This window comes from Chengkuizengella axinellae, from assembly GCF_030730905.1.
Taxonomy (GTDB): Bacteria; Bacillota; Bacilli; order Paenibacillales; family KCTC-33759; genus Chengkuizengella; species Chengkuizengella axinellae.
The window spans coordinates 422,193-440,845 of record NZ_JAVAMP010000001.1 but is presented as its reverse complement, the minus strand read 5'-3'; the positions used below and the strand labels follow the sequence as shown (position 1 = coordinate 440,845).

At 33.1% G+C, this 18,653-nt stretch carries 19 protein-coding genes and 1 riboswitch; of the genes, 3 read left to right on the top strand and 16 right to left on the bottom strand.

The genetic code is table 11. The features are described 5' to 3' along the window. Positions 1–111: 111 nt before the first annotated feature. The 3 genes from Q5Y73_RS02220 to Q5Y73_RS02210 form a co-directional block, all read right to left on the bottom strand. Entirely contained in the window at positions 112–735 is a 624-nt protein-coding gene (locus Q5Y73_RS02220; RefSeq protein WP_305990210.1) for a LysE family translocator, read from the bottom strand. Positions 736–784: 49 nt separating this feature from the next. After that, positions 785–1,456 (bottom strand): EamA family transporter, encoded by a 672-nt coding sequence (locus Q5Y73_RS02215; RefSeq protein WP_305990209.1) that lies wholly within the window; start codon positions 1,454–1,456, stop codon positions 785–787. A gap of 197 nt (positions 1,457–1,653) precedes the next feature. Next, positions 1,654–2,391 (bottom strand): class I SAM-dependent methyltransferase, encoded by a 738-nt coding sequence (locus Q5Y73_RS02210; protein WP_305990208.1) that lies wholly within the window; start codon positions 2,389–2,391, stop codon positions 1,654–1,656. Positions 2,392–2,669: 278 nt separating this feature from the next. Next, a riboswitch (FMN riboswitch) is annotated at positions 2,670–2,831 on the bottom strand. A gap of 202 nt (positions 2,832–3,033) precedes the next feature. Here Q5Y73_RS02210 and Q5Y73_RS02205 point away from each other — a divergent pair. Further along, on the top strand, positions 3,034–4,038 hold the full coding sequence (locus Q5Y73_RS02205; RefSeq protein ID WP_305990207.1) for a LacI family DNA-binding transcriptional regulator: 1,005 nt from the start codon (positions 3,034–3,036) through the stop codon (positions 4,036–4,038). 85 nt (positions 4,039–4,123) lie between these two features. Here Q5Y73_RS02205 and Q5Y73_RS02200 read toward each other — a convergent pair whose 3' ends face one another. From Q5Y73_RS02200 to Q5Y73_RS02185, 4 genes are all read right to left on the bottom strand, one after another. Further along, positions 4,124–5,170 (bottom strand): S66 family peptidase, encoded by a 1,047-nt coding sequence (locus Q5Y73_RS02200; protein ID WP_305990206.1) that lies wholly within the window; start codon positions 5,168–5,170, stop codon positions 4,124–4,126. 150 nt (positions 5,171–5,320) lie between these two features. Continuing rightward, positions 5,321–5,968, bottom strand: coding sequence for a glycoside hydrolase family 25 domain-containing protein (locus Q5Y73_RS02195; protein WP_305990205.1), 648 nt, complete (start codon positions 5,966–5,968; stop codon positions 5,321–5,323). 107 nt (positions 5,969–6,075) lie between these two features. Further along, positions 6,076–6,681 (bottom strand): HAD family hydrolase, encoded by a 606-nt coding sequence (locus tag Q5Y73_RS02190; protein ID WP_305990847.1) that lies wholly within the window; start codon positions 6,679–6,681, stop codon positions 6,076–6,078. A gap of 64 nt (positions 6,682–6,745) precedes the next feature. Continuing rightward, the gene (locus tag Q5Y73_RS02185; RefSeq protein WP_305990204.1) at positions 6,746–7,069 is read right to left on the bottom strand and encodes a YciI family protein; all 324 of its coding nucleotides are present in this window, start codon (positions 7,067–7,069) and stop codon (positions 6,746–6,748) included. A 304-nt stretch (positions 7,070–7,373) separates the two neighbouring features. Between Q5Y73_RS02185 and Q5Y73_RS02180 the strand changes: the two genes are divergently transcribed. Continuing rightward, on the top strand, positions 7,374–8,582 hold the full coding sequence (locus Q5Y73_RS02180) for a M20 family metallopeptidase (RefSeq protein WP_305990203.1): 1,209 nt from the start codon (positions 7,374–7,376) through the stop codon (positions 8,580–8,582). A 140-nt stretch (positions 8,583–8,722) separates the two neighbouring features. Here the strand turns inward: Q5Y73_RS02180 and Q5Y73_RS02175 are convergent, their stop codons facing one another. The 8 genes from Q5Y73_RS02175 to Q5Y73_RS02140 form a co-directional block, all read right to left on the bottom strand. Beyond that, positions 8,723–9,205, bottom strand: a complete 483-nt coding sequence (locus Q5Y73_RS02175; RefSeq protein ID WP_371320157.1) for a GNAT family N-acetyltransferase — start codon at positions 9,203–9,205, stop codon at positions 8,723–8,725. 112 nt (positions 9,206–9,317) lie between these two features. Next, positions 9,318–10,109 carry an HAD family hydrolase gene (locus Q5Y73_RS02170; RefSeq protein WP_305990846.1) on the bottom strand — a complete coding sequence of 264 codons (792 nt, stop codon included), beginning with the start codon at positions 10,107–10,109 and terminating at the stop codon, positions 9,318–9,320. A gap of 251 nt (positions 10,110–10,360) precedes the next feature. Further along, positions 10,361–12,673, bottom strand: coding sequence for a phage head spike fiber domain-containing protein (locus Q5Y73_RS02165; RefSeq protein WP_305990201.1), 2,313 nt, complete (start codon positions 12,671–12,673; stop codon positions 10,361–10,363). A 111-nt stretch (positions 12,674–12,784) separates the two neighbouring features. Beyond that, positions 12,785–14,533, bottom strand: coding sequence for a phage head spike fiber domain-containing protein (locus tag Q5Y73_RS02160; RefSeq protein ID WP_305990200.1), 1,749 nt, complete (start codon positions 14,531–14,533; stop codon positions 12,785–12,787). A gap of 379 nt (positions 14,534–14,912) precedes the next feature. Beyond that, complete coding sequence (locus tag Q5Y73_RS02155) at positions 14,913–15,338, bottom strand: N-acetyltransferase (RefSeq protein ID WP_305990199.1); 426 nt, start codon at positions 15,336–15,338, stop codon at positions 14,913–14,915. A 22-nt stretch (positions 15,339–15,360) separates the two neighbouring features. Further along, complete coding sequence (locus Q5Y73_RS02150) at positions 15,361–15,726, bottom strand: VOC family protein (RefSeq protein WP_305990198.1); 366 nt, start codon at positions 15,724–15,726, stop codon at positions 15,361–15,363. A gap of 105 nt (positions 15,727–15,831) precedes the next feature. Next, positions 15,832–16,797, bottom strand: coding sequence for an AraC family transcriptional regulator (locus Q5Y73_RS02145; protein WP_305990197.1), 966 nt, complete (start codon positions 16,795–16,797; stop codon positions 15,832–15,834). Positions 16,798–16,828: 31 nt separating this feature from the next. Then, positions 16,829–17,443: a hypothetical protein gene (locus Q5Y73_RS02140; RefSeq protein WP_305990196.1), complete on the bottom strand. Its 615-nt coding sequence runs from the start codon at positions 17,441–17,443 to the stop codon at positions 16,829–16,831. 303 nt (positions 17,444–17,746) lie between these two features. Between Q5Y73_RS02140 and Q5Y73_RS02135 the strand changes: the two genes are divergently transcribed. Next, complete coding sequence (locus Q5Y73_RS02135) at positions 17,747–18,220, top strand: 8-oxo-dGTP diphosphatase (RefSeq protein WP_305990195.1); 474 nt, start codon at positions 17,747–17,749, stop codon at positions 18,218–18,220. Between the two features lie 51 nt (positions 18,221–18,271). Here the strand turns inward: Q5Y73_RS02135 and Q5Y73_RS02130 are convergent, their stop codons facing one another. Next, complete coding sequence (locus Q5Y73_RS02130) at positions 18,272–18,565, bottom strand: hypothetical protein (RefSeq protein ID WP_305990194.1); 294 nt, start codon at positions 18,563–18,565, stop codon at positions 18,272–18,274. Positions 18,566–18,653 lie beyond the last annotated feature (88 nt).

Sequence of the window (18,653 nt, the reverse complement as noted above, 5' to 3'; positions counted from 1 at the left end):
TACTTGTTTTAAAACCTTCCGACTCTTCAACATTATGTCCCATATCATATAGAAAAGCGCTTCTCTTTTTGAGAAAGCGCCTGTTTGTGAAAGAACTAATTTTAATTGTTTTTACTTGTCACTGATGGCAATCTGTAACCCTATTAATCCTAGTAATGTCCCTTTTACTTGATTTATTCTCTTGCCTAAAAAGGGGTTGTTCATCAAAAAGATTCGAACCTTGTTAGAAAGAAAACTAACCAATGCCATAATCACAAATGCTTGAATAATAAAAATAATACCTAAAATAAACATCTGTACAGTTACATTCCCAACTCTACTATCAACAAATTGAGGTAAAAGGGCAATAAAAAACAAGGAGACTTTAGGGTTTAATATATTCATAATAACCCCTTTTTTATATAGGGACTTATATTGCTGTGTTTGTTGATTATCGATCATAAAACCTGCATCTTTTTCTTTAAATGCTTGCCAAGCTAAATATATCAAATAAGCCGCTCCCGCATACTTCACAATCGTAAAAGCAACCGCTGATTGATATATTAGTGTAGAAATACCGATTGCAGCAGCTGACACATGAATCATTAACCCTGTACACAATCCCACAGTAATGATAATTCCAGCCTTTCGATCTTGCGATATACTTTGCGCAATCACAAATAAAATATCAGGACCTGGCATTAATGTAAGTAAAACGGCTACACCTATAAATGATAATAACAAAGTCATATCCATACTTTTTTCAGTTCCCCCTTCGTTGCATGTTGAAAAACACTCCATTATTTTACCACACAATGAGAACAACTCCAGCAAAAATGATGATCGAACCCATGATTTTACTCAGACCAAAGTTTTCTTTTAAAAACAAAAATCCTAATATTGAACCCATTACGATACTTGTTTCTCTTAAAGGTGATACATTACTAACGGGTACTTCTGTTAAAACAATTAATACTAGTATGTAAGCTAAACCAGATAAGGCTCCTCCTACCGCCATTTTAAACCAATTTTTTTTCCACTGCTTAAATACTGCCATTTGTCCTTTCTTCTTCACCTTATTACCAAGTATAATGATTTGTCCTAAGTTATCTATTAAATTCAATATAATGGGAGGTACGAAAGCAACAGCCATCTTGTCAAAAATAGTATAGCTAGCAATTGTAAATCCAACAAGTATAGGCCATGGACTATGAAGAACCATTTTAAAAGTTTGCAAACCTAATCTTAAATTGAACCCAGAATATAATACATAGATACCTATCATAATAATGCTAACACCTAGTAAAGTAATGGAACCCACTTCTTCTTTTAAAATAAATATCCCTACTATAACAACTATTAAAGGTCCTGTCCCACGTGCTATAGGATAAACTAAAGTAAAATCATTTTTTTCATATGCTTTAGTTAGAATAAGAGCATAAATACTATGGAGAATCGCACTCCCTATACCCCACAATAACCAATTTATGATAGATACAGGTTGCTCTGGCCAAAAATAAATACTAATAGGTAAAAAAATGATAAAAGACCATACCCTTAATGACCATAAAAAATTTCTTTTTGTTCACTATTTTTCAGTAACAAATTCCATACAGCGTGTGAGAAAGCAGCTACTAGTACTAATAAAAACCAATAATCTAGTAAATGACTCATTTATTTTACGCTCATTGCTTTCAGAATGATAAAAGGAGGCCTTCTTCTTTCTTCCTTTAATTCTGGATTTATGATTTCTGCATCACTAGTTGATATAGGTTCTAAAATCTTTTGAATGTTTAAATGATTTTCTATCAATGTGTTTACAATGGTAGCTATTGTACGGTGGTATTTAATGACACCATCAACAAACCAAGTTTGTTTTCTCATGGTCTCTTCTTGATAATTGTCCAAAATCCAGTGTGTTTTTGCACCTGTTTCACTTTTTGCCCAACCATTGTTTATTTTCTTAGCCGTGACAACAGGATGCTCTTGTGAAAATATACATAAACCATTAGGTTTTAATACATTACTGATTTTTTTAATTAATGAACAGAAGTCCTCAACGTAATGAAAGGATAAGGAGCTGACAACAAGATCAAATTCATTTTCACCAAACTCTATTTCTTCCATAGGCAAGTTATAGTATTCTATTTTTTTATCAGCATTGATTTCCTTTGCCTTATGGATCATTTTCTGGGAAATATCTATACCTACTACTTTTTTGGCACCATTCTCAGCATACCATTTGCTGGATTCACCAAATCCACATCCGATATCTAGTATCACTTTATCTTGTAAATCAGGTAATAATGATCTAAAAGCAGGAATTTCTAAAACATCATTCAGTCCTTCATTATTTTCCCTAAGACTTAAATAGGATTCAAAAAAAGTTTCATTATCATATATATTTTGCACTTGTCATCTCTCCTTCTATAAAATATACAAAATAAAGAGGCTGGGACAAAACCCAGCAAAAATGAATAAACCGCATGAAATCAAATTTATAAACCTTGATTTCATGCGGTTTTAATTATGCTTATTGTACAAAAACCAGCTAGATTTCAACTTATGTCCCAGCCTCCAGTAAAATATAAAAGTGGACACAAATAAACTTATAAACTTTGTTAAAAAATGATAGCACGTTTTATATATAGACGTGTCTACTCACAAATTTCATAAATTCATTCCTTGTCACTTTCCTTCTCCCATCCAGACTATACTGTCGGCTCTGGAGTTTCACCAGATCCACCGGTTATTTGTTAAAGAAATAACACGGGTCACGGACTAAACTTTTTTGATAGTTCCAAAAAAGTATCACCGCCGGTTGGGAATTTCACCCGCCCCCGAAGGAAATATATTTAATTTTTCACAATCATTAGATGAATACTATCACGCTATACAAATATTAGCAAGACGAAAATCTATGAATTTGAAACCATACTATGTTAAAGAAGTTGCATATAACCTAATCGTATAAGTGCCCTCCTCTAAATAAAAATCATCTGCATTAATACATACCGAAAATTTTTTTATGGTAAAATAAAAAGAAAAAATAGGGTGAATATTATTAAAATTAAGATAAAAGAGATCGCTGAAAAAGCTGGTGTTTCCATCTCAACCGTTTCAAAAGTGATTCATCATTATTCAGGTGTATCACAGGATACCAGACAAAAAGTTAATACAATCATGGCTGAGCTTGGTTATAAGGTGCATTACCGAAATCAAAACAATTCCAGCACAAAATGTATAGGTATTATTTTAGGAAAAGATATTCCGTTTAACCATCCTTATTTTTCAAAGGTCATCGATGTATTTAAAGATGTAATATATAAAGAAGGATTCGATTTTGTATTTTTTTCAAATCAACTTCAATCCAATGAAAAAACAAAAAACTATTTATTATCCTGTCGAGAATATCAAGTAGATGGCTGTTTAATTCTTGCAGAAAAAGGAATGGGGAATTCTATTATTGATCTAGATACTAGCGATGTTCCATGCGTAGGGATTGATGTTGAATTAAGTGGAGATAAATCGAGCTACATTATGACCGATAACGACCAAATCGCAAAAAAAGCAGTAGAACATTTCTATCTACATGGGTATAAAGATATCGGATATATTGGGATAAATAAAAAGTGGCAGGTTGCTAAATTAAGAGAAGAGGGGTTTAAGAAAGCATTATCTAATTACGGTTTAAAAATTCATAAACAATGGTTTGTTCATGGGGAAAACTTTGAATCTGAGAGTGGATATGAAGTGATGAAACAAATGCTTCAAAGCAATCAGCTACCTAGAGCCATTTTTGCATGGCATGATATTTTTGCCATTGGTGCTATGAACGCACTAAAAGAACAACATGTCAACATACCTGAAGATATTGCTATTATTGGCTGTGATGATATTGATGCTGGAAAATACCTATCCCCCCCTCTTACTACAGTTTTACAAGATCATGAGAAAATAGGGAAGCTAGCTGCACAGATGTTAATGGATATTATGAATAATAAAAAATTAAGCCCTATTCAAATCGAACCTGGTTTAGTTGTAAGAGGAACGGCGTAACAAATTCTGCTTGTTATTCCCTTTAAGATTTATTAGGCTCGATTTAATATAGGACTACTATCATTTTTATATGAGATCAAAAAAACTATTCACTACTCTCAAAAGGATTCTCCATTAAAACAATTTCTTTAGTTTTAGGATTCAATTGAATCCTACATCCCAACGGTAAAATAAGCTTTGGATCGGTATGACCAAAATCCATATCAACTACAATGGGAATATGTTTTACTCCAAATTCGTCTTTTATAATTCGAAGGACAGTTTCATTGAGCTCTTCTTTTTCATGTGGGGTATAATCTTTCGCTCTTCCAAAAACAACCCCATTTATTTGATCAAAAATCCCTTGTGTTCCATAATTCCTAAGCATATATCCAACCTGACTAGGTGAAGGTTTTTCTTCAGATGTTTCAAAAAATAAGACTTTATCCTTCCAAAAATACTCATCAGGCCAATACTTTGTTGATTTTATAAATTCTAGAACTTCAATGCAACCGCCCCACAGTTGTCCTTCAGAAATGGAATCTCCTTGTAAGAAAGTCCACCCATTTTCATTTTCATAAAACTCTGTGCATTCTCCTAATGTTTCTTTAATACTCCAATCTTTATATCCATTTGTCCACCTTGGAAATGGTTCATATCGATAAGGAAATTGGTGTTCAAAGAAAACATATTTTAAATGTCGTACATATTCTTCTGGGAGATGTTTAGTTTGTGCAAATCCAGCCATTACAGTTGGACCATAAAAAGTTACAAGTCCTAAATAGTTAAGGTAAGATAAAAACGTTGTTGGATCTGAAGTCCCCATAATCATTTTTGGATTTTTAAGTATATTTTCCACATTTAGATAAGGTAAAATCCTCACTGATTCATAGCCGCCAATAGAGGTGATAATCCCATCTATACTATCATCTAAGAAACACTGATTAATATCATCTGCTCTCATTTGCGGATTCTTGTATAGATCAGCCGGAGCCATTCTTGCCGTTGGCATTTCGATAACCTCAAAGCCCAACACTTCTCGAAGCATTTGCAAGCCTAATTCATAATTGCCTGGGAACAAGAATGGCAAGCCATTTGAAGGTGATATTACTGCTATTTTTGAACCATATTTTAATCTTTTTGGTTTGATCATTTTTGCACCATCCTTATACCATTGTGAACATGATGTCTTTCAAAGAAGGAATAAACCCAACCTTATATAAAAACAGGTCAGGTTTATTTATATAAATTTCAGAATATTGTACACCAATTGGTAGATGAAGGCAACCACTTTTCTTAAGGATTACCAAAGCATATCATACAATCTACTATCAATAAGATTAGTATCAATAGGACATGTTGCTGAATCACGTCCGTATTGCCAACCCCAGACATTAGCCTTACAAGGAGGTTTTGTAGGTTTGTATGATGGGGCATTTCGTCTTCTAGTAGTTCCTGGTTCTGGTTCTGCACTCCATAGTACTAACTGATCAGCAACCCGAATATCATTCGAGACAGCTGTGCAATAGGCAGCTCCAAAATCTCCATTCACAGGATCATGATAAATACCTGGTTTGTAATCACTTGTGTACATTCGATCTACAAATCCCCTTATCCAAGCTTCATCAACCTTAAAGAATTTTTCAACATTTGCAAAAACAATTGTCCCTTTAGGAATACCTAATAAGTTAGCGTTATAAATCGAGTTTTGAGCCACAACTCTGCCTTTATCATATCCAACTGCTTCTCTAAAATTATTATAGATAGGTAATACCTTGGTTTCGCTATTATGTAATAATTGTACTTCCTGCTTAGATAGTCCATCAGACACGTTTGGGATGGTGGTTAAATATCTTCCCCAATAGTCTGGTTTTCCAAAGTTTTTTAACACACAATCATATAAATCCTTAGTCACTTTTGCACTTGAGTCAACTCCCCAAACTACACTCATTATACCTAACCCCTTTCACTCATGGCATTTTCAACTACTTAACTTATATGCAATGGGAGGTTAAAATAACAGTATTATATGAACGAAGTTTTATGAAAAGTTAGAAATCAAGTTTTTATAATATGTTGAGAAATTTCCAATATACTGCCTTTAGGAAAATGAATGACTTGATCTAATGATTTTGGTACATTTTCTCCAACGAAATATGAGTATTTGGCTTCATTTAACATAGGAACATCTCCCCATGAATCACCGACCGCTGCTATTTTATCTGCTGATATCTCCAACTGATGTGCCAATTCTTGCAACCAGTCCGCTTTATCCTCTGGCCAAAAGTGCTTTATTTCACCCTTTGTATTATACGATGTACCTACGTAATATTGTATGCCTAGTTTCTCAGCAAACCATTTTACAGCAATCTCAAAAGTAATGGAAATAATCGCAATATTGATATTATTTTCTTGAAGTAATTTAACTCCCTCTTTTAATCCAGGTGCCAAACAAACCTTTTCTAACATATTTACTATATTTTCTTGTGTTTCATCTTGGTAATACTTCACTAGTTCTTCACGCGCTCTAACAATCTCTTCAACATCGCGATAGGTTTCAAATTCACTCATACGATCTAAATGTCCCATTTGTTCGGCTATAACCTCACATACCGAATTCCCTCGTAGCAAAGTTCCATCCAAGTCAAATGCGACTAATTTTATATTAGATGTAATATTTAATCACCCCCTGAATAAATTAAATTATTTATTTACAAAAGTACTCAATTCAAATATTTGCTTCAGAAATTAAAGCCACTTGATACGGATATAAATTAGCAGTCATAATCCCCTCTTTTACAGCTGGATCATTTTCCATAATATGATTAGCTTCCTTCTTATTTTCTGCTTTGAAAATAACGATCCCAAAAGTGGTTTCATCCATATTTTGTGTTCGGCCTGCTAAAATGAGCTGCCCTTCTTTTTGCAACTGTTGTAAAGCTTTAAAATGTCTTCCTACAATATCATTTTCAATATCAGTCCATTTGGTTTCATCAAGTAATCTTGGTATTAACTTTAGCACATAAATAAATTGGGTTGTATTCTCCGCCATCTTCTCTAAGATTCTCCTTTAATATGAAATTGATATTTTTATTCACTATTAACTCCACATGTATAGAGCTAAATTCAGACTTATTACTTGTCAACATAAATTTACTACTATACAGAAGAGGTGTCCTTTATATGATAGAACAAATGTAAAGATTCGATCAATTCTCAATTGAAACTAAGCCAACTTTTAAAGAATTGAACATGAAATACATTCTATCATTTTACCAAAAGAACATTGCATATCATTATACAAAGTAGTACAATTTTTTTAGATAATTCAGAATTTTCGAAAAGTAGGTGATTGTATGTTAACGAACAGCCAAGAAGTTGCAAAATCAAAGGAAGAAAAACAAGAAATACAAAATATTGTTGACAAATTGGACTCACAATTACGGGACATTTCACTAACGATTCATGCAAACCCGGAGTTAGGTTTCAACGAGCACAAAGCTGTTCAATGGCTTACTGCACCACTGGAAAAAGAAGGATTTATCGTAGAAAGAGGCTTGGAAAATTTAGAAACAGCTTTTGTAGCTACTTATGAAAGCAATCCTGAAGGTCCTACAATTGGCATAATAGCTGAATACGATGCATTGCCAAAGCTCGGACATGCTTGTGGACATAATATTATTGGAACTTCTGCTGTAGGTGCTGCACTTGCATTGAAACACGCATGCCCCAACCTTCCTGGAACAATCAAAGTGATTGGTACTCCAGCTGAAGAAGGAGGGGGGGGAAAGATCTATATGTGTGATCAAGGCGTATTCGACGATGTAGATGCTGTTATGATGTGCCACCCTAAAAATAATACATTGGCGTTGCGAGGAGCGCTTGCAAGATTGGCTGTTACATTTAAATATTATGGAAAAGCATCCCATGCGGCTGCAGCACCTGAGAAAGGAATCAGTGCATTAGATGCGGTTATTAATAGTTTTAATGTAATCAATAGTTTGCGACAGTTTTTTACAGATGATGTAAGGATTCATGGTGTTATCACTAAAGGGGGGGAAGTCCCTAATATTGTTCCAGATTATTGCGAGGCCCAATTTTATATTCGTGCTGCTACCTTAAAAACATTAGAAGATGTAAAAAAGAAAGTATATCAAGGAGTCAAAAATGCGACTTCTGCCGTCGGAGCAACTATCGAAATTGAAGAAGGACTTACTCTTGCCGAACGGAATAACAACGTTAACTTAGCTAATTTTTTTAAAAACAATTTAGAATTGATGGACATTGAAGTAAGCGCCCCTCCCAAAATGGGTGGTCTCGGATCGTCTGATATAGGTAATGTTAGTCAGTTAGTCCCTACGATTCAACCTTATATTAAAATAGGTGAGGCAGTAGCTCATACCATTGAGTTTGAAAAAGAATCCAAGTCTGAAGGCGGTATGATCGGTTTGAATCAAGCGGCAAAAGCAATGGCGATGACTGCTTATGATCTGTTTGTTGATGCAACTAAAATGGAACAAGTCCGTGAAGAATTTGCTATCTGGAAAGCCAATCAAAATAAATAGTTTTGCACTAATAATTTTATTTTTAAAAAAATCAAAGTGCCTTTCACCCTATTGGATATAAAGTCACTTTGATTTTATTGTGGTTCTATCAATGATAGCAAGCTTAATTCACCGATTTCAGTCTGTATAGTTTAAGGTATTCATGAAGATATAGACAAAAAGTAATGGAAAAAGTCATCTTTTTCATAACCCAAAGCTTCATAAATTCTTTGAGCGGAATAGTTATCCTTTGCTGTAGCTAATTCAATTCCCTTGGCATTGGTTTTCTGAGCAAAGGATTTTGCTGACTCTAACAAACCCTGGGCTATTCCCCTACCTCTAAATTTCTCATTTACATATAAATCATTTAATAACCAAACTCTTTCCATTGAAACGGATGAAAAAATAGGATAGAGCTGAGTAAAACCAGCTGGAGCCCCTTCCTCTTGCTCTCTTGCTAAAAAGATTACAGACTCTTGATGTTCAAATCTTTCATATAAAAACTGTTTAGCACCTTCCAAATCTGATTTCTGTTCATAGAAAATTCTGTATTGATCAAAAAGCTGTGCAACATCCTCAAGATCATGAATAGTTGCTTGCGTAATTTTAATTTGATTCATATCATTTCCTCCTGTTAACTTTATAAATTTTGTTCAGTTCCTGTTGCTTTGTCATAGTTATTATGTACTAGTATTCTCTTCATCCCCATCTATTCTGTCCAAAATCTAAAAAATCTCCCACAACCATTTATACGAATTAGTAATATATTTTATTCTTCAAATCTACCACTCTTTCAAGCACTACCCCCACTCCATCTTGATCATTAGAAGCAGTCACCTCATCAGATATTTCCTTTAGTTCGTCAATAGCATTCATCATTGCCACTCTATGTCCACAAGTTTTAAACATATCTATATCATTCGTATCATCACCGAATACCATAACATCTGATAGATCAATGCTATAACGAGAACATAAGTTAGCAATCCCTGAGGCTTTCGAAACCTTTTTATACATGATTTGAACTAATGCACCTTCATCCGTAACAATGATATTTACTTTTTTACCAAAGTGCCGTTTTAATTCTTCTATCTGTTTATATCCTGTCAGTAGTATTTTTGTAGCCTCTAATTGTTTTAACTCTTCTATACTTATTACGACTGGTTTTGTATCGATATTAAAAAATGCGGCATTGACTTCAGAAATTCCTTTGTTTGAATACCATGTATCTTTTACTTCTATACTTAAATGACATTCAGGTATATTTGACAGACAATAATCAACGATTTCTGCTGATAGAATTTGTGGTATGAATACATGTTCTTCATAGTTATGATCATAATCAACGATATACGCCCCATTATAAAACACAAATGAACAGTGTTTCATTAATTCTGAAGGTATAAACTCTTTAACCGAACGAGGAGGTCTAGCCGTAGCAATAATTATTTTGATGCCAACTTCTGTACATTTTAATACTGCATCCATATTTCGTTTCGTTACTTCTTTTTTAGAATTTAAAAATGTTCCGTCAAGGTCAAGTGCTATAGCTGAAATTAAAACGATGATCCCCTCCTAATTATTGTAAGATTATTATGGTATATCATAACAGCAGTTTCATAGAAATAACAGTCATTTTTATACATTACTTGATATTAAATTAAAGATTATTTTTAAACTTACTTTTAATCACAAAAAAAAAGAATAGTGCGGGATTCACTATTCTTCACTTAAATATAATATAAGCTTATTTAATGATTATAATATTATTATCTCTGTTTTTTTCGACTAAAAAATACTTATTCTTCTATTAAACTTGCTCCCCATGCATAAACTGAATCCGTCGTGCCATTGTAATCTCCCGGCCATAGTAAGACCGTTACTTTGTCACTACTGTTTGTAAATTCCTTAGTGACCTCAAAATATTGCCAGTCCGTAGTTACATCAACAACTTTATTCTCAGATTCACTATTTCCCGCATTTTGTATCTTTATTCTTGCTTTATGAGACTGATCTGCTTTTAACCATATCCCAAACGTATATGTTTTTCCTTCAGGATTAATATTTTTCTGTTGATAAATACTATTGTTTATTTTTTCAGGTGTAATTAAGTTAACAGTATCATTCCCAATAGGTGATGATTCACTACTTGCTTCTACTAATGTAGTAGTCCACCAACGAGATCCTGTAAAATCATTTGGTGAATGGAGAAGTTGATTACTTTCTGAAGGTATTGCAACATTCACAAAAAATTCTGTACCTTGATCTGGACCGTAAGTAAAATTATTATTGCCATGATCAAATTGATATGAAACTTCCACTTCGTAATGATGTAAAGCAAATTGTCTAATGTTCTCGTCAGTATATTCAAAATTACTAAAATCTGTACTACTACCATAGAAGGAATCAATGTTTTTGCCATCACGATATATTTGCACACCATCAATTTCTAATTCTTCAGGAAAGTCAATACCAAATTGAATGTGTTCTTCATTAGCTGTGATTACATTTACTGTAGGTTGAGATTCATTCACAACATCAATTAATTTTTCCACTTTAATGGAAGACACTTTATCATTCATGTTATCATCTTTGAAATAATCAACATCTCCATAGTATGAAATAGAATCTCCACCAAATTGCTCATTTTCATATAATGTCACTTTATAAAATCCATTCATCTTTAATGAAGAGAGTCGATTATCTGAATCTATAGCATCTCCGAAGGCATATGTTCCCGTATGTTCATTTTTAACGAAATGACCAATTGGTAAGTTGTCTAACCAAGGATACTCTCCTTCCTGTAACAACACCCACTCTCCCCCATAATTAGCATATCTATACAATACGACACCTTGTTCATCTGTGGGTTTACGTGCCATATAAACTCCATCAGTTTTTGTAATCTTAGATACAATGGATGACGGTTCTGATTCAGCTACAAATGGATCATAATCTTTATATGCAACTACAGCATACTCAACATATTGATCTACAACGCTATCTTCATCCTCAGTAAACAATTCTGATGTTGTAGTCATTAACTCACCATTTTTATAAACATGATATCCATCTGCTCTAGGGACTTGATCCCAAGATATATGATATTTTACTAAAGATGGATCATAGGATGAGCCATCATTTGAAACTTCAACATTGCTTGGTGAATCTATTTCTAATAAAAAGGTTCTAATATAATTAAACTTTACAGAAACAGGATGATGATCAGATAACTTATTTCCATCGCTGTCTTTAAAATCCGACTCAACTTGATATTCACTTACATCTAAGGTAATCATAGATCCACTGCGATATAAGATTTTATCAATTCGATCGTGACTATCACCAACTTGTGGGACGTTCCCACCATTTTTAAGTTCTACCCATGCATCAGAGAAACCAGCTTCTATAAATTGCTTTACTTCCCCATCAGCACTATATCTACTATTGAAGTCTCCAGAAACGATAACTGCATTTCCATCAGACCATTCACCAATTTTGGCTAACATTTGCTCAAAGTTTTTCTTTCTAGCACTTTTATCTGGGTTAGAACCAGAATCTTTATCTCTTCCAGCATCAGCATGTAAGTTATATATATCAACATAAACACCAGAATATAATTCATGTCGAGCAAAACTGAAACCTTTTGCTGTTGCACAATCGTTAGCATCGCCAGTAAGACCATTGCAATCATTCCATTTTACACGGGTATAATCATGAAAGGGAAGATTTGACATTCGATTTAGTCCATCCCCTAATACATCCACTTTTCCCTCAGTAATAAAATCGAAAGGGATCTCTAAATATATTGGAGGCAGATCTGGAAAAGATAGATATGGATGATTGACCTCACTTATTAAATCACTATGGTAACCAAAGTCTTCTTGAACTAGTACGATATCATAATCATTTAATCTAGGACTAATTAGTTTGTTATTTATTTCAGGGTTAGAGGATGACAGTCCTATTGGCAAACCAGCTACGTTATAAGTGAGAAATGAAAACTCCCCTTCAAATAATGGATCTTGTGCCTTAACGATAGATAGATTTGATACTATGAAAATTGCATTACTTAATATAAAGCATAATACAAGAATACTAATCTTCTTCATATGATCAACTCCCAAATCAATTTTTTATAATATTCAGAATTTTAAATATAAATTATGATATCGAGTGTTTTAATCTAGATTAAGCGCTTTATCAAGGGATAAACATTTTTATCATTCTTTAATTAAGCTTGCTCCCCATGCATATACTGTATCCGTGTTGCCATTGTAATCTCCAGGCCACAGTATAACCGTTAACTTATCACTTTGGTTTGTAAATTTCTTTGTTACCTCAAAATATTGCCATTCCGTAGTTACATTAACAACTCTATCTTCAGATTCACTAAAATTTTCATTTTGTATTTTTATTCTAGCTTTATGAGACTCATCTGCTTTCAGCCAAATGCCGAATGTATAAGTTTTTCCTGCTGGATTTATGTCTATCTCTTGATAAATACTATTGTTTATATTAATCGGAGAAATAACATTAACAGTAGTATCATTACCAATAGGTGCTGGTTCATTCCTTTCTTCTACTGTTGCATTCGTCCACCAATGAAATGCTGAAAAATCATTTGATGATTTCAGAAGTTGATTACTTTTTAATAATTCAACTCCTGCAGCATATACAGACCCATTGTTTCCAATATCATAACCAGCTGGATAAAGATATAGTGAGAGGGATTCACTACTCATTTCAAAAGGAGCTGTAATTTCATACTTTTTCCATTCTGTTGAAACAGTAAAACTTTGTTGTCCTCCTTCTGTTTTTTCTTTATTTCTTAATCTCAAAGTGACGGTATGTTCTTCATCCGCCCTGAGCCAGACACTAAACGTATAAACTTTATTTTCAGGATCACCTAATACTTTAAAGTTTACATTTTGTCTATAATCTCTTGAACCTTCAGTTACGATCTTCCACACTTTTTCGCCATGTATTAATTCAGTTGTTCTTGCAGTATTTGTGTGATAAGTATTAAAATTTCCGATCAAAGGAATATTTGATTTCTTATAGTGAATGATAGCTGAAACCGGTCGATGATCAGACAATTGATCTCCAGAACTGTTAGTAAAGTCTTGTACAACCTCATAATCACTTACGTCTAATTGAATATTAGTTCCACTGCGATAAAGAATTTTATCAATTCGATCGTGATTATCGCCAACTTCAGGTACATTCCCATTATTCTTAAGTTCGACCCATGCATCAGAAAAACCCGCATCTATAAATTGGTTTACTTCTCCATCAGCACTGAATCTACTGTTAAAGTCTCCTGTTACAATGACTGCTCTTCCATCGGACCAATCATCGATTATGGATAAAATTTGTTCAAACTGTTTCTCCCTAGCATCTCTATCAGGATTAGAACCTGTATTTTTATCATTATTAGCATCAGCATGTAGGTTATAAATATCAATTTTTACACCTGGACTTATTTCATGTTCTGCAAAAGTAAACCCTTTCTGTGTTAAACAATCACTTCCACTATTCAAAACACCATGACAATCATTCCATGCAGTCCGAGTAAAATATTCAAATGGATATTTTGATAAACGATTTAATCCATCTCCATATGCATCTGGAGGATTTGAAAAGTCTATAATAGTCAAAGGTGCAAGTTCAGGTAAGTCATACTTTGCTGGGGATCTATATGAGTGTCGAGACTGACTTATTAAATCTCTATGATAATAAAAATCTTCTTGGACAAGTACGATGTCATAATCATTTAATTTGGGACTGATTTGACGTGTATTAAACGCTGGACTAGATGAAGAAATAAACGCAGGTAATCCAGCTACATTATAAGTTAATAAAGAAAATTCTCCTTCATTTTGAGAACTAGCGATAGATAGGTTTTTAGGACTAATCAATATTACACTGCTTAAAATTAAGCTTAATACAAGAATACTAATCTTTTTCAACTCATCAACCCCTATATTTAATTTTTAATCTTTGAAATTTTCAGAAAATTCAATCTGCTAATGTTGCCATACTTTAAATTGAATTCATTTGCTTCATCCCGGGATTCCTTTATTTTAACATTTGTTAGTGGATATTAACATTTTGAAATTCGTCGAAAATAAGCCATAATTTAGTTAATTATGGCTTATTTTCTCTTTTTCCTACCATTTTCTTATATTTTCTAGCATTTTATTATAGTTACTTATAACTAACATTAATTTTTGTAACATATAATACACTTTAGCTACTAAAATTCATTTAGGGACGTAATCATAATATGATTCAACACTTGATATAAATAAGAGATTGATCATCACTCATCTAAAGAGAATCTTGCTTTCAGACTAGTACAGGATGATTAAACACCCAATGGTTGTATTTTGAATCCGTTTCTATCAAACTCCAACCTGTTTTTTTGTAATAACGATTAAAGGAAGATTGAATTGGGCATTTTACTTTAACTGGAACATCATTGCTAAATCGAAGCATTTTATTTAATATCCTGTCTCCACGATGTTGTTTATTAATCGCAAATTGATAGAGAGATATGCAATCATTTGTCTTTCTTCTATAGAACCTCATCGCCCCCACTAGTTCATGCTCATCCATTGCTATTAATACCTGCTTTCTGGTTATTGCTGCCCAGACTCCGTCCTTACAAAAAAATTCTTCACTATATATAGCATCATTTTGTCTGCATAAATTTTCTTCAAAAAAATGGGCTATTTTAGATGAATAAGTTATATCCGCTATTCTAATTTCCAAATAATATCCCCACACTCTTTTTTTATTTACCTACTAGAACAAATACATTTTTATCTGGTGCTTCCATAACAGCTACATGACCAGATTCAGTAGAAAAAGGTTCTTTTATCCAGTTTATATCTCTATTAGGACTTAAATCTTGATATGTTTGACGAACATCATCTACTAATATCTCAATGTCTGTTTCTTTTATCTCAGGGTTATTTTGCAAAACTAATTCTGAGCTTTTTTCATCTGGGAACTTCAAACCTACCATAGTCCATATGTTTCCGTTATCTAAATCCCTCTCTATTTTCCAATTTTGCTTTAGTCCTAATGATTTATAAAAGTCTATTGATTTTTGAATTTCTCCAGTATAAATCGCTGCACATTCCAATTTTTTGAACATATTTTTTTCTCCTTTAAATTTTGATAGGCTACCATTCTACACTCAATTTAGATTAAAGATATGCTAGTGCTTAAAGTGATCATGGATAGTATTTGAGCTGGTCCTCTATAATGGTTTAACTGGAACATAGGCTTCAATTGCAATCATTTCAGAATCCTTTGGTGTTAAATAAAATTCTAGATTTGGCTTATCTTCCAGCTCATACATGCTGTCAGGCAACCATGTACCATATATAAAATCAAAAGCTCGATCCATTTCTTCTATTGCACGTTCAAAAGCTTCTTCATTCGTATTCTTTACCTCAATTCTACTGCAAGCATATTGTCCACCTTTTATATCTTGAATACCAATCCCTGTAGAAGCAGTCGTAACATGTTCTGGAATAGTAAAAGCAGCATCATACCTTCGTTTTTCACTTGGTGTAATGTCCTGAAAGTCATAAAAAACACCCATACAGATTGTATTTTGATCAAAAAGCTGATGCGCATTTACCCAGCTCGCTGCTTTATTAAAAGCTTCAGAGATTTCATGATTGTAAATGCCTTTTTCATAACCTTGTAAATGACGAACATAGGCAATGTAGTAATTCGGCAGTATTTTAACCTCTATATTCATTTCTATTTTTCTCCTCTTATTTTCATTTACTAGTTTAGCGGCCGCTTCACTAATATCATCATACCGATCATCATGAGGAGTTTCTTTGCAATTCCTGCTTTCTCTTTTGCAAATCTTGCGATTATATACTTTTTTATATTCACTTGCACTCATTCCAAAGAACTCTTTAAAGGCTCTAGAAAAAACCGCAGAGGATGAGAATCCCATATCCAGTGCAACTTCTGTTACAGATAAATGCTGATTCATCATTAATTTTTTTGCAGCTCTTTCCAATCTTGATCTTTTTACATAGTCATTGACGTTCTCATTAAGAATGGCTTTAAAAATACGATGAAAATGAAAAGGAGAGAAGGAGGCAAGCTGAGCTAGCTTTTGAAGGGATAAATCAGAATCTGGATGATGTTGAATATAATCGATCACTTTGTTCATTCGCATTAAATAGTCATTTCTTTTCATGTTGGTCGCCCCATTTTTGCTAAATCTTAGTCTAATGTAAAAATTCTCTATACATTTCTGTAATATTGAATAAAATGTCCAAAGAAGTTTTAATATCTTTTGCTTCTAAATTGTTTGCCACCTGATTTATGATTCGTGTATTAGAATTCACTTTTTGTAATTCATCAATTTCTTTCTGTGTAAACATAGGATCAATGGAACCTACAACTACGATATCTTTATCTTTTATAAATGTCATCGAATGGATGGAAGGTGTTAAATAGAATTGACTTACATCCTTCATTTGCTTTCCAATTGCTCCTGCAATTACTGTACCAATACTTTTACTAATGAAATATACTCTTTCATATTGTTTTTTTGCTATCGTTTGTTCAATCACTGATGATGTTTCTCTTATTAGAAACTCTCTTTCTTCAATATTAAAATCGGTTCTTGCTGCCTGAAAACCATATTCCAGTGAGAGAACATCACAGTTTTGTTCTACTCCTACTCTTTGAGCAAAGTAAAGTAATGGCTTGTCACAGTGATATCCTTTCCCAGGAAATAAAACTAATAAAGAACGATTGTTTTTACTTTCTAGTAATACATTCGATGTTGATGTCCCCCATTCTGAAGGATTAGTAATGATTGTTTTTGTTATTTTCATTTTTTTCCACCGCCCTTATTTCTGTCATATATTGTATCCTATCATATTTCCTCGTAGTATATGAAGCTTCTGTTTTATTTAGATGGTATTATGAGATATATGTAATCTAACAGTCCAGTGAAAAACAGTGGGAGTTTTTATATCTCCCGCTGAAAGTTAGATGACCTTATTAGGTGAAATTATGCTGTTATCTCCCCCTTGAAGAAGAGGGAGTCTTACAGCATGAAAACGTGATAAAAATGTTCAATAAGTCTGATTACTGAGGATATTATAATTAATGAAAATAAAAATAGGAGAAACTTTATGATTAAGGGTATAAACTATAAAATGTGGACAATGTGTATGATTCAAGATGAGGATAAGGTTTTATTAATTGACAGGCAACACGGAAACTTTAAAGGATTTATTCCCCCTGGTGGAAAAGTAGAATTTCCAGAAAGTATAGTAGAAGGAGCGATCAGAGAAGTTAAAGAGGAAACAGGACTTGAAGTAAGCAATCTTATATATAAGGGACTTTATGAGTATGTAAATCCTGAAACAAAAGATAGGTATATGATTTTCAACTATTTAACAAAAGACTTCAAAGGTGAACTGTTAGAAGATCCTCCAGAAGGTAGACTTGTTTGGGTCAATCTGAATGAAGTTGATCAACTTCCTGTACAGAAATCAGTAAAGAGACGATTCCCCTTCTTTTTTGAAGAAGGTACTTTTGAAATCCAAGTAGAATGGGATAACCAAAAAGATGCAGAAGGTAAAGTGAGGATGAAGAAAACATAAGAAAACGTGGATAATAGAGGAAACTCGTTCCCTTATTCTAGTGAATTTCATTTAAACAGCTTTTAATTCAATCATTGCTTCTAATCCACCAAATCTTTTAGCTAATGCATTATAAACTACAGCATATAACATTCCAAACAAACCGTAGATTACTATAAACATAAGTGGGTAAAGAAGCATAATAGGAACAGCCGCAGCTACTATCGATGGTTCTCCTACTCCTATACCAACCAACAATACTATTAATCCGCCGATTATAAATAAACTCGATGGTACAATCAGGATGTACAATATTGTTTTAAATACACTCGAAGGCGTAAATTTTTTAAATTCTATCTTTTCCACATGGATCACCTCCTTGTATAAATTTTTAAACTGTTTTTATACCCATCCTATTTTATACTAATGGAATATAAATTTGTAATTTATTTTT

Bases quoted from the DNA above. Each gene is read 5' to 3' on its own strand.
- Q5Y73_RS02220 (WP_305990210.1), bottom strand. From the start codon at position 735: ATGGATATGACTTTGTTATTATCATTTATAGGTGTAGCCGTTTTACTT.
- Q5Y73_RS02200 (WP_305990206.1), bottom strand. From the start codon at position 5,170: ATGATCAAACCAAAAAGATTAAAATATGGTTCAAAAATAGCAGTAATA.
- Q5Y73_RS02195 (WP_305990205.1), bottom strand. From the start codon at position 5,968: ATGAGTGTAGTTTGGGGAGTTGACTCAAGTGCAAAAGTGACTAAGGAT.
- Q5Y73_RS02185 (WP_305990204.1), bottom strand. From the start codon at position 7,069: ATGGCGGAGAATACAACCCAATTTATTTATGTGCTAAAGTTAATACCA.
- Q5Y73_RS02180 (WP_305990203.1), top strand. From the start codon at position 7,374: ATGTTAACGAACAGCCAAGAAGTTGCAAAATCAAAGGAAGAAAAACAA.
- Q5Y73_RS02165 (WP_305990201.1), bottom strand. From the start codon at position 12,673: ATGAAGAAGATTAGTATTCTTGTATTATGCTTTATATTAAGTAATGCA.
- Q5Y73_RS02150 (WP_305990198.1), bottom strand. From the start codon at position 15,726: ATGTTCAAAAAATTGGAATGTGCAGCGATTTATACTGGAGAAATTCAA.
- Q5Y73_RS02145 (WP_305990197.1), bottom strand. From the start codon at position 16,797: ATGAAAAGAAATGACTATTTAATGCGAATGAACAAAGTGATCGATTAT.
- Q5Y73_RS02140 (WP_305990196.1), bottom strand. From the start codon at position 17,443: ATGAAAATAACAAAAACAATCATTACTAATCCTTCAGAATGGGGGACA.
- Q5Y73_RS02135 (WP_305990195.1), top strand. From the start codon at position 17,747: ATGATTAAGGGTATAAACTATAAAATGTGGACAATGTGTATGATTCAA.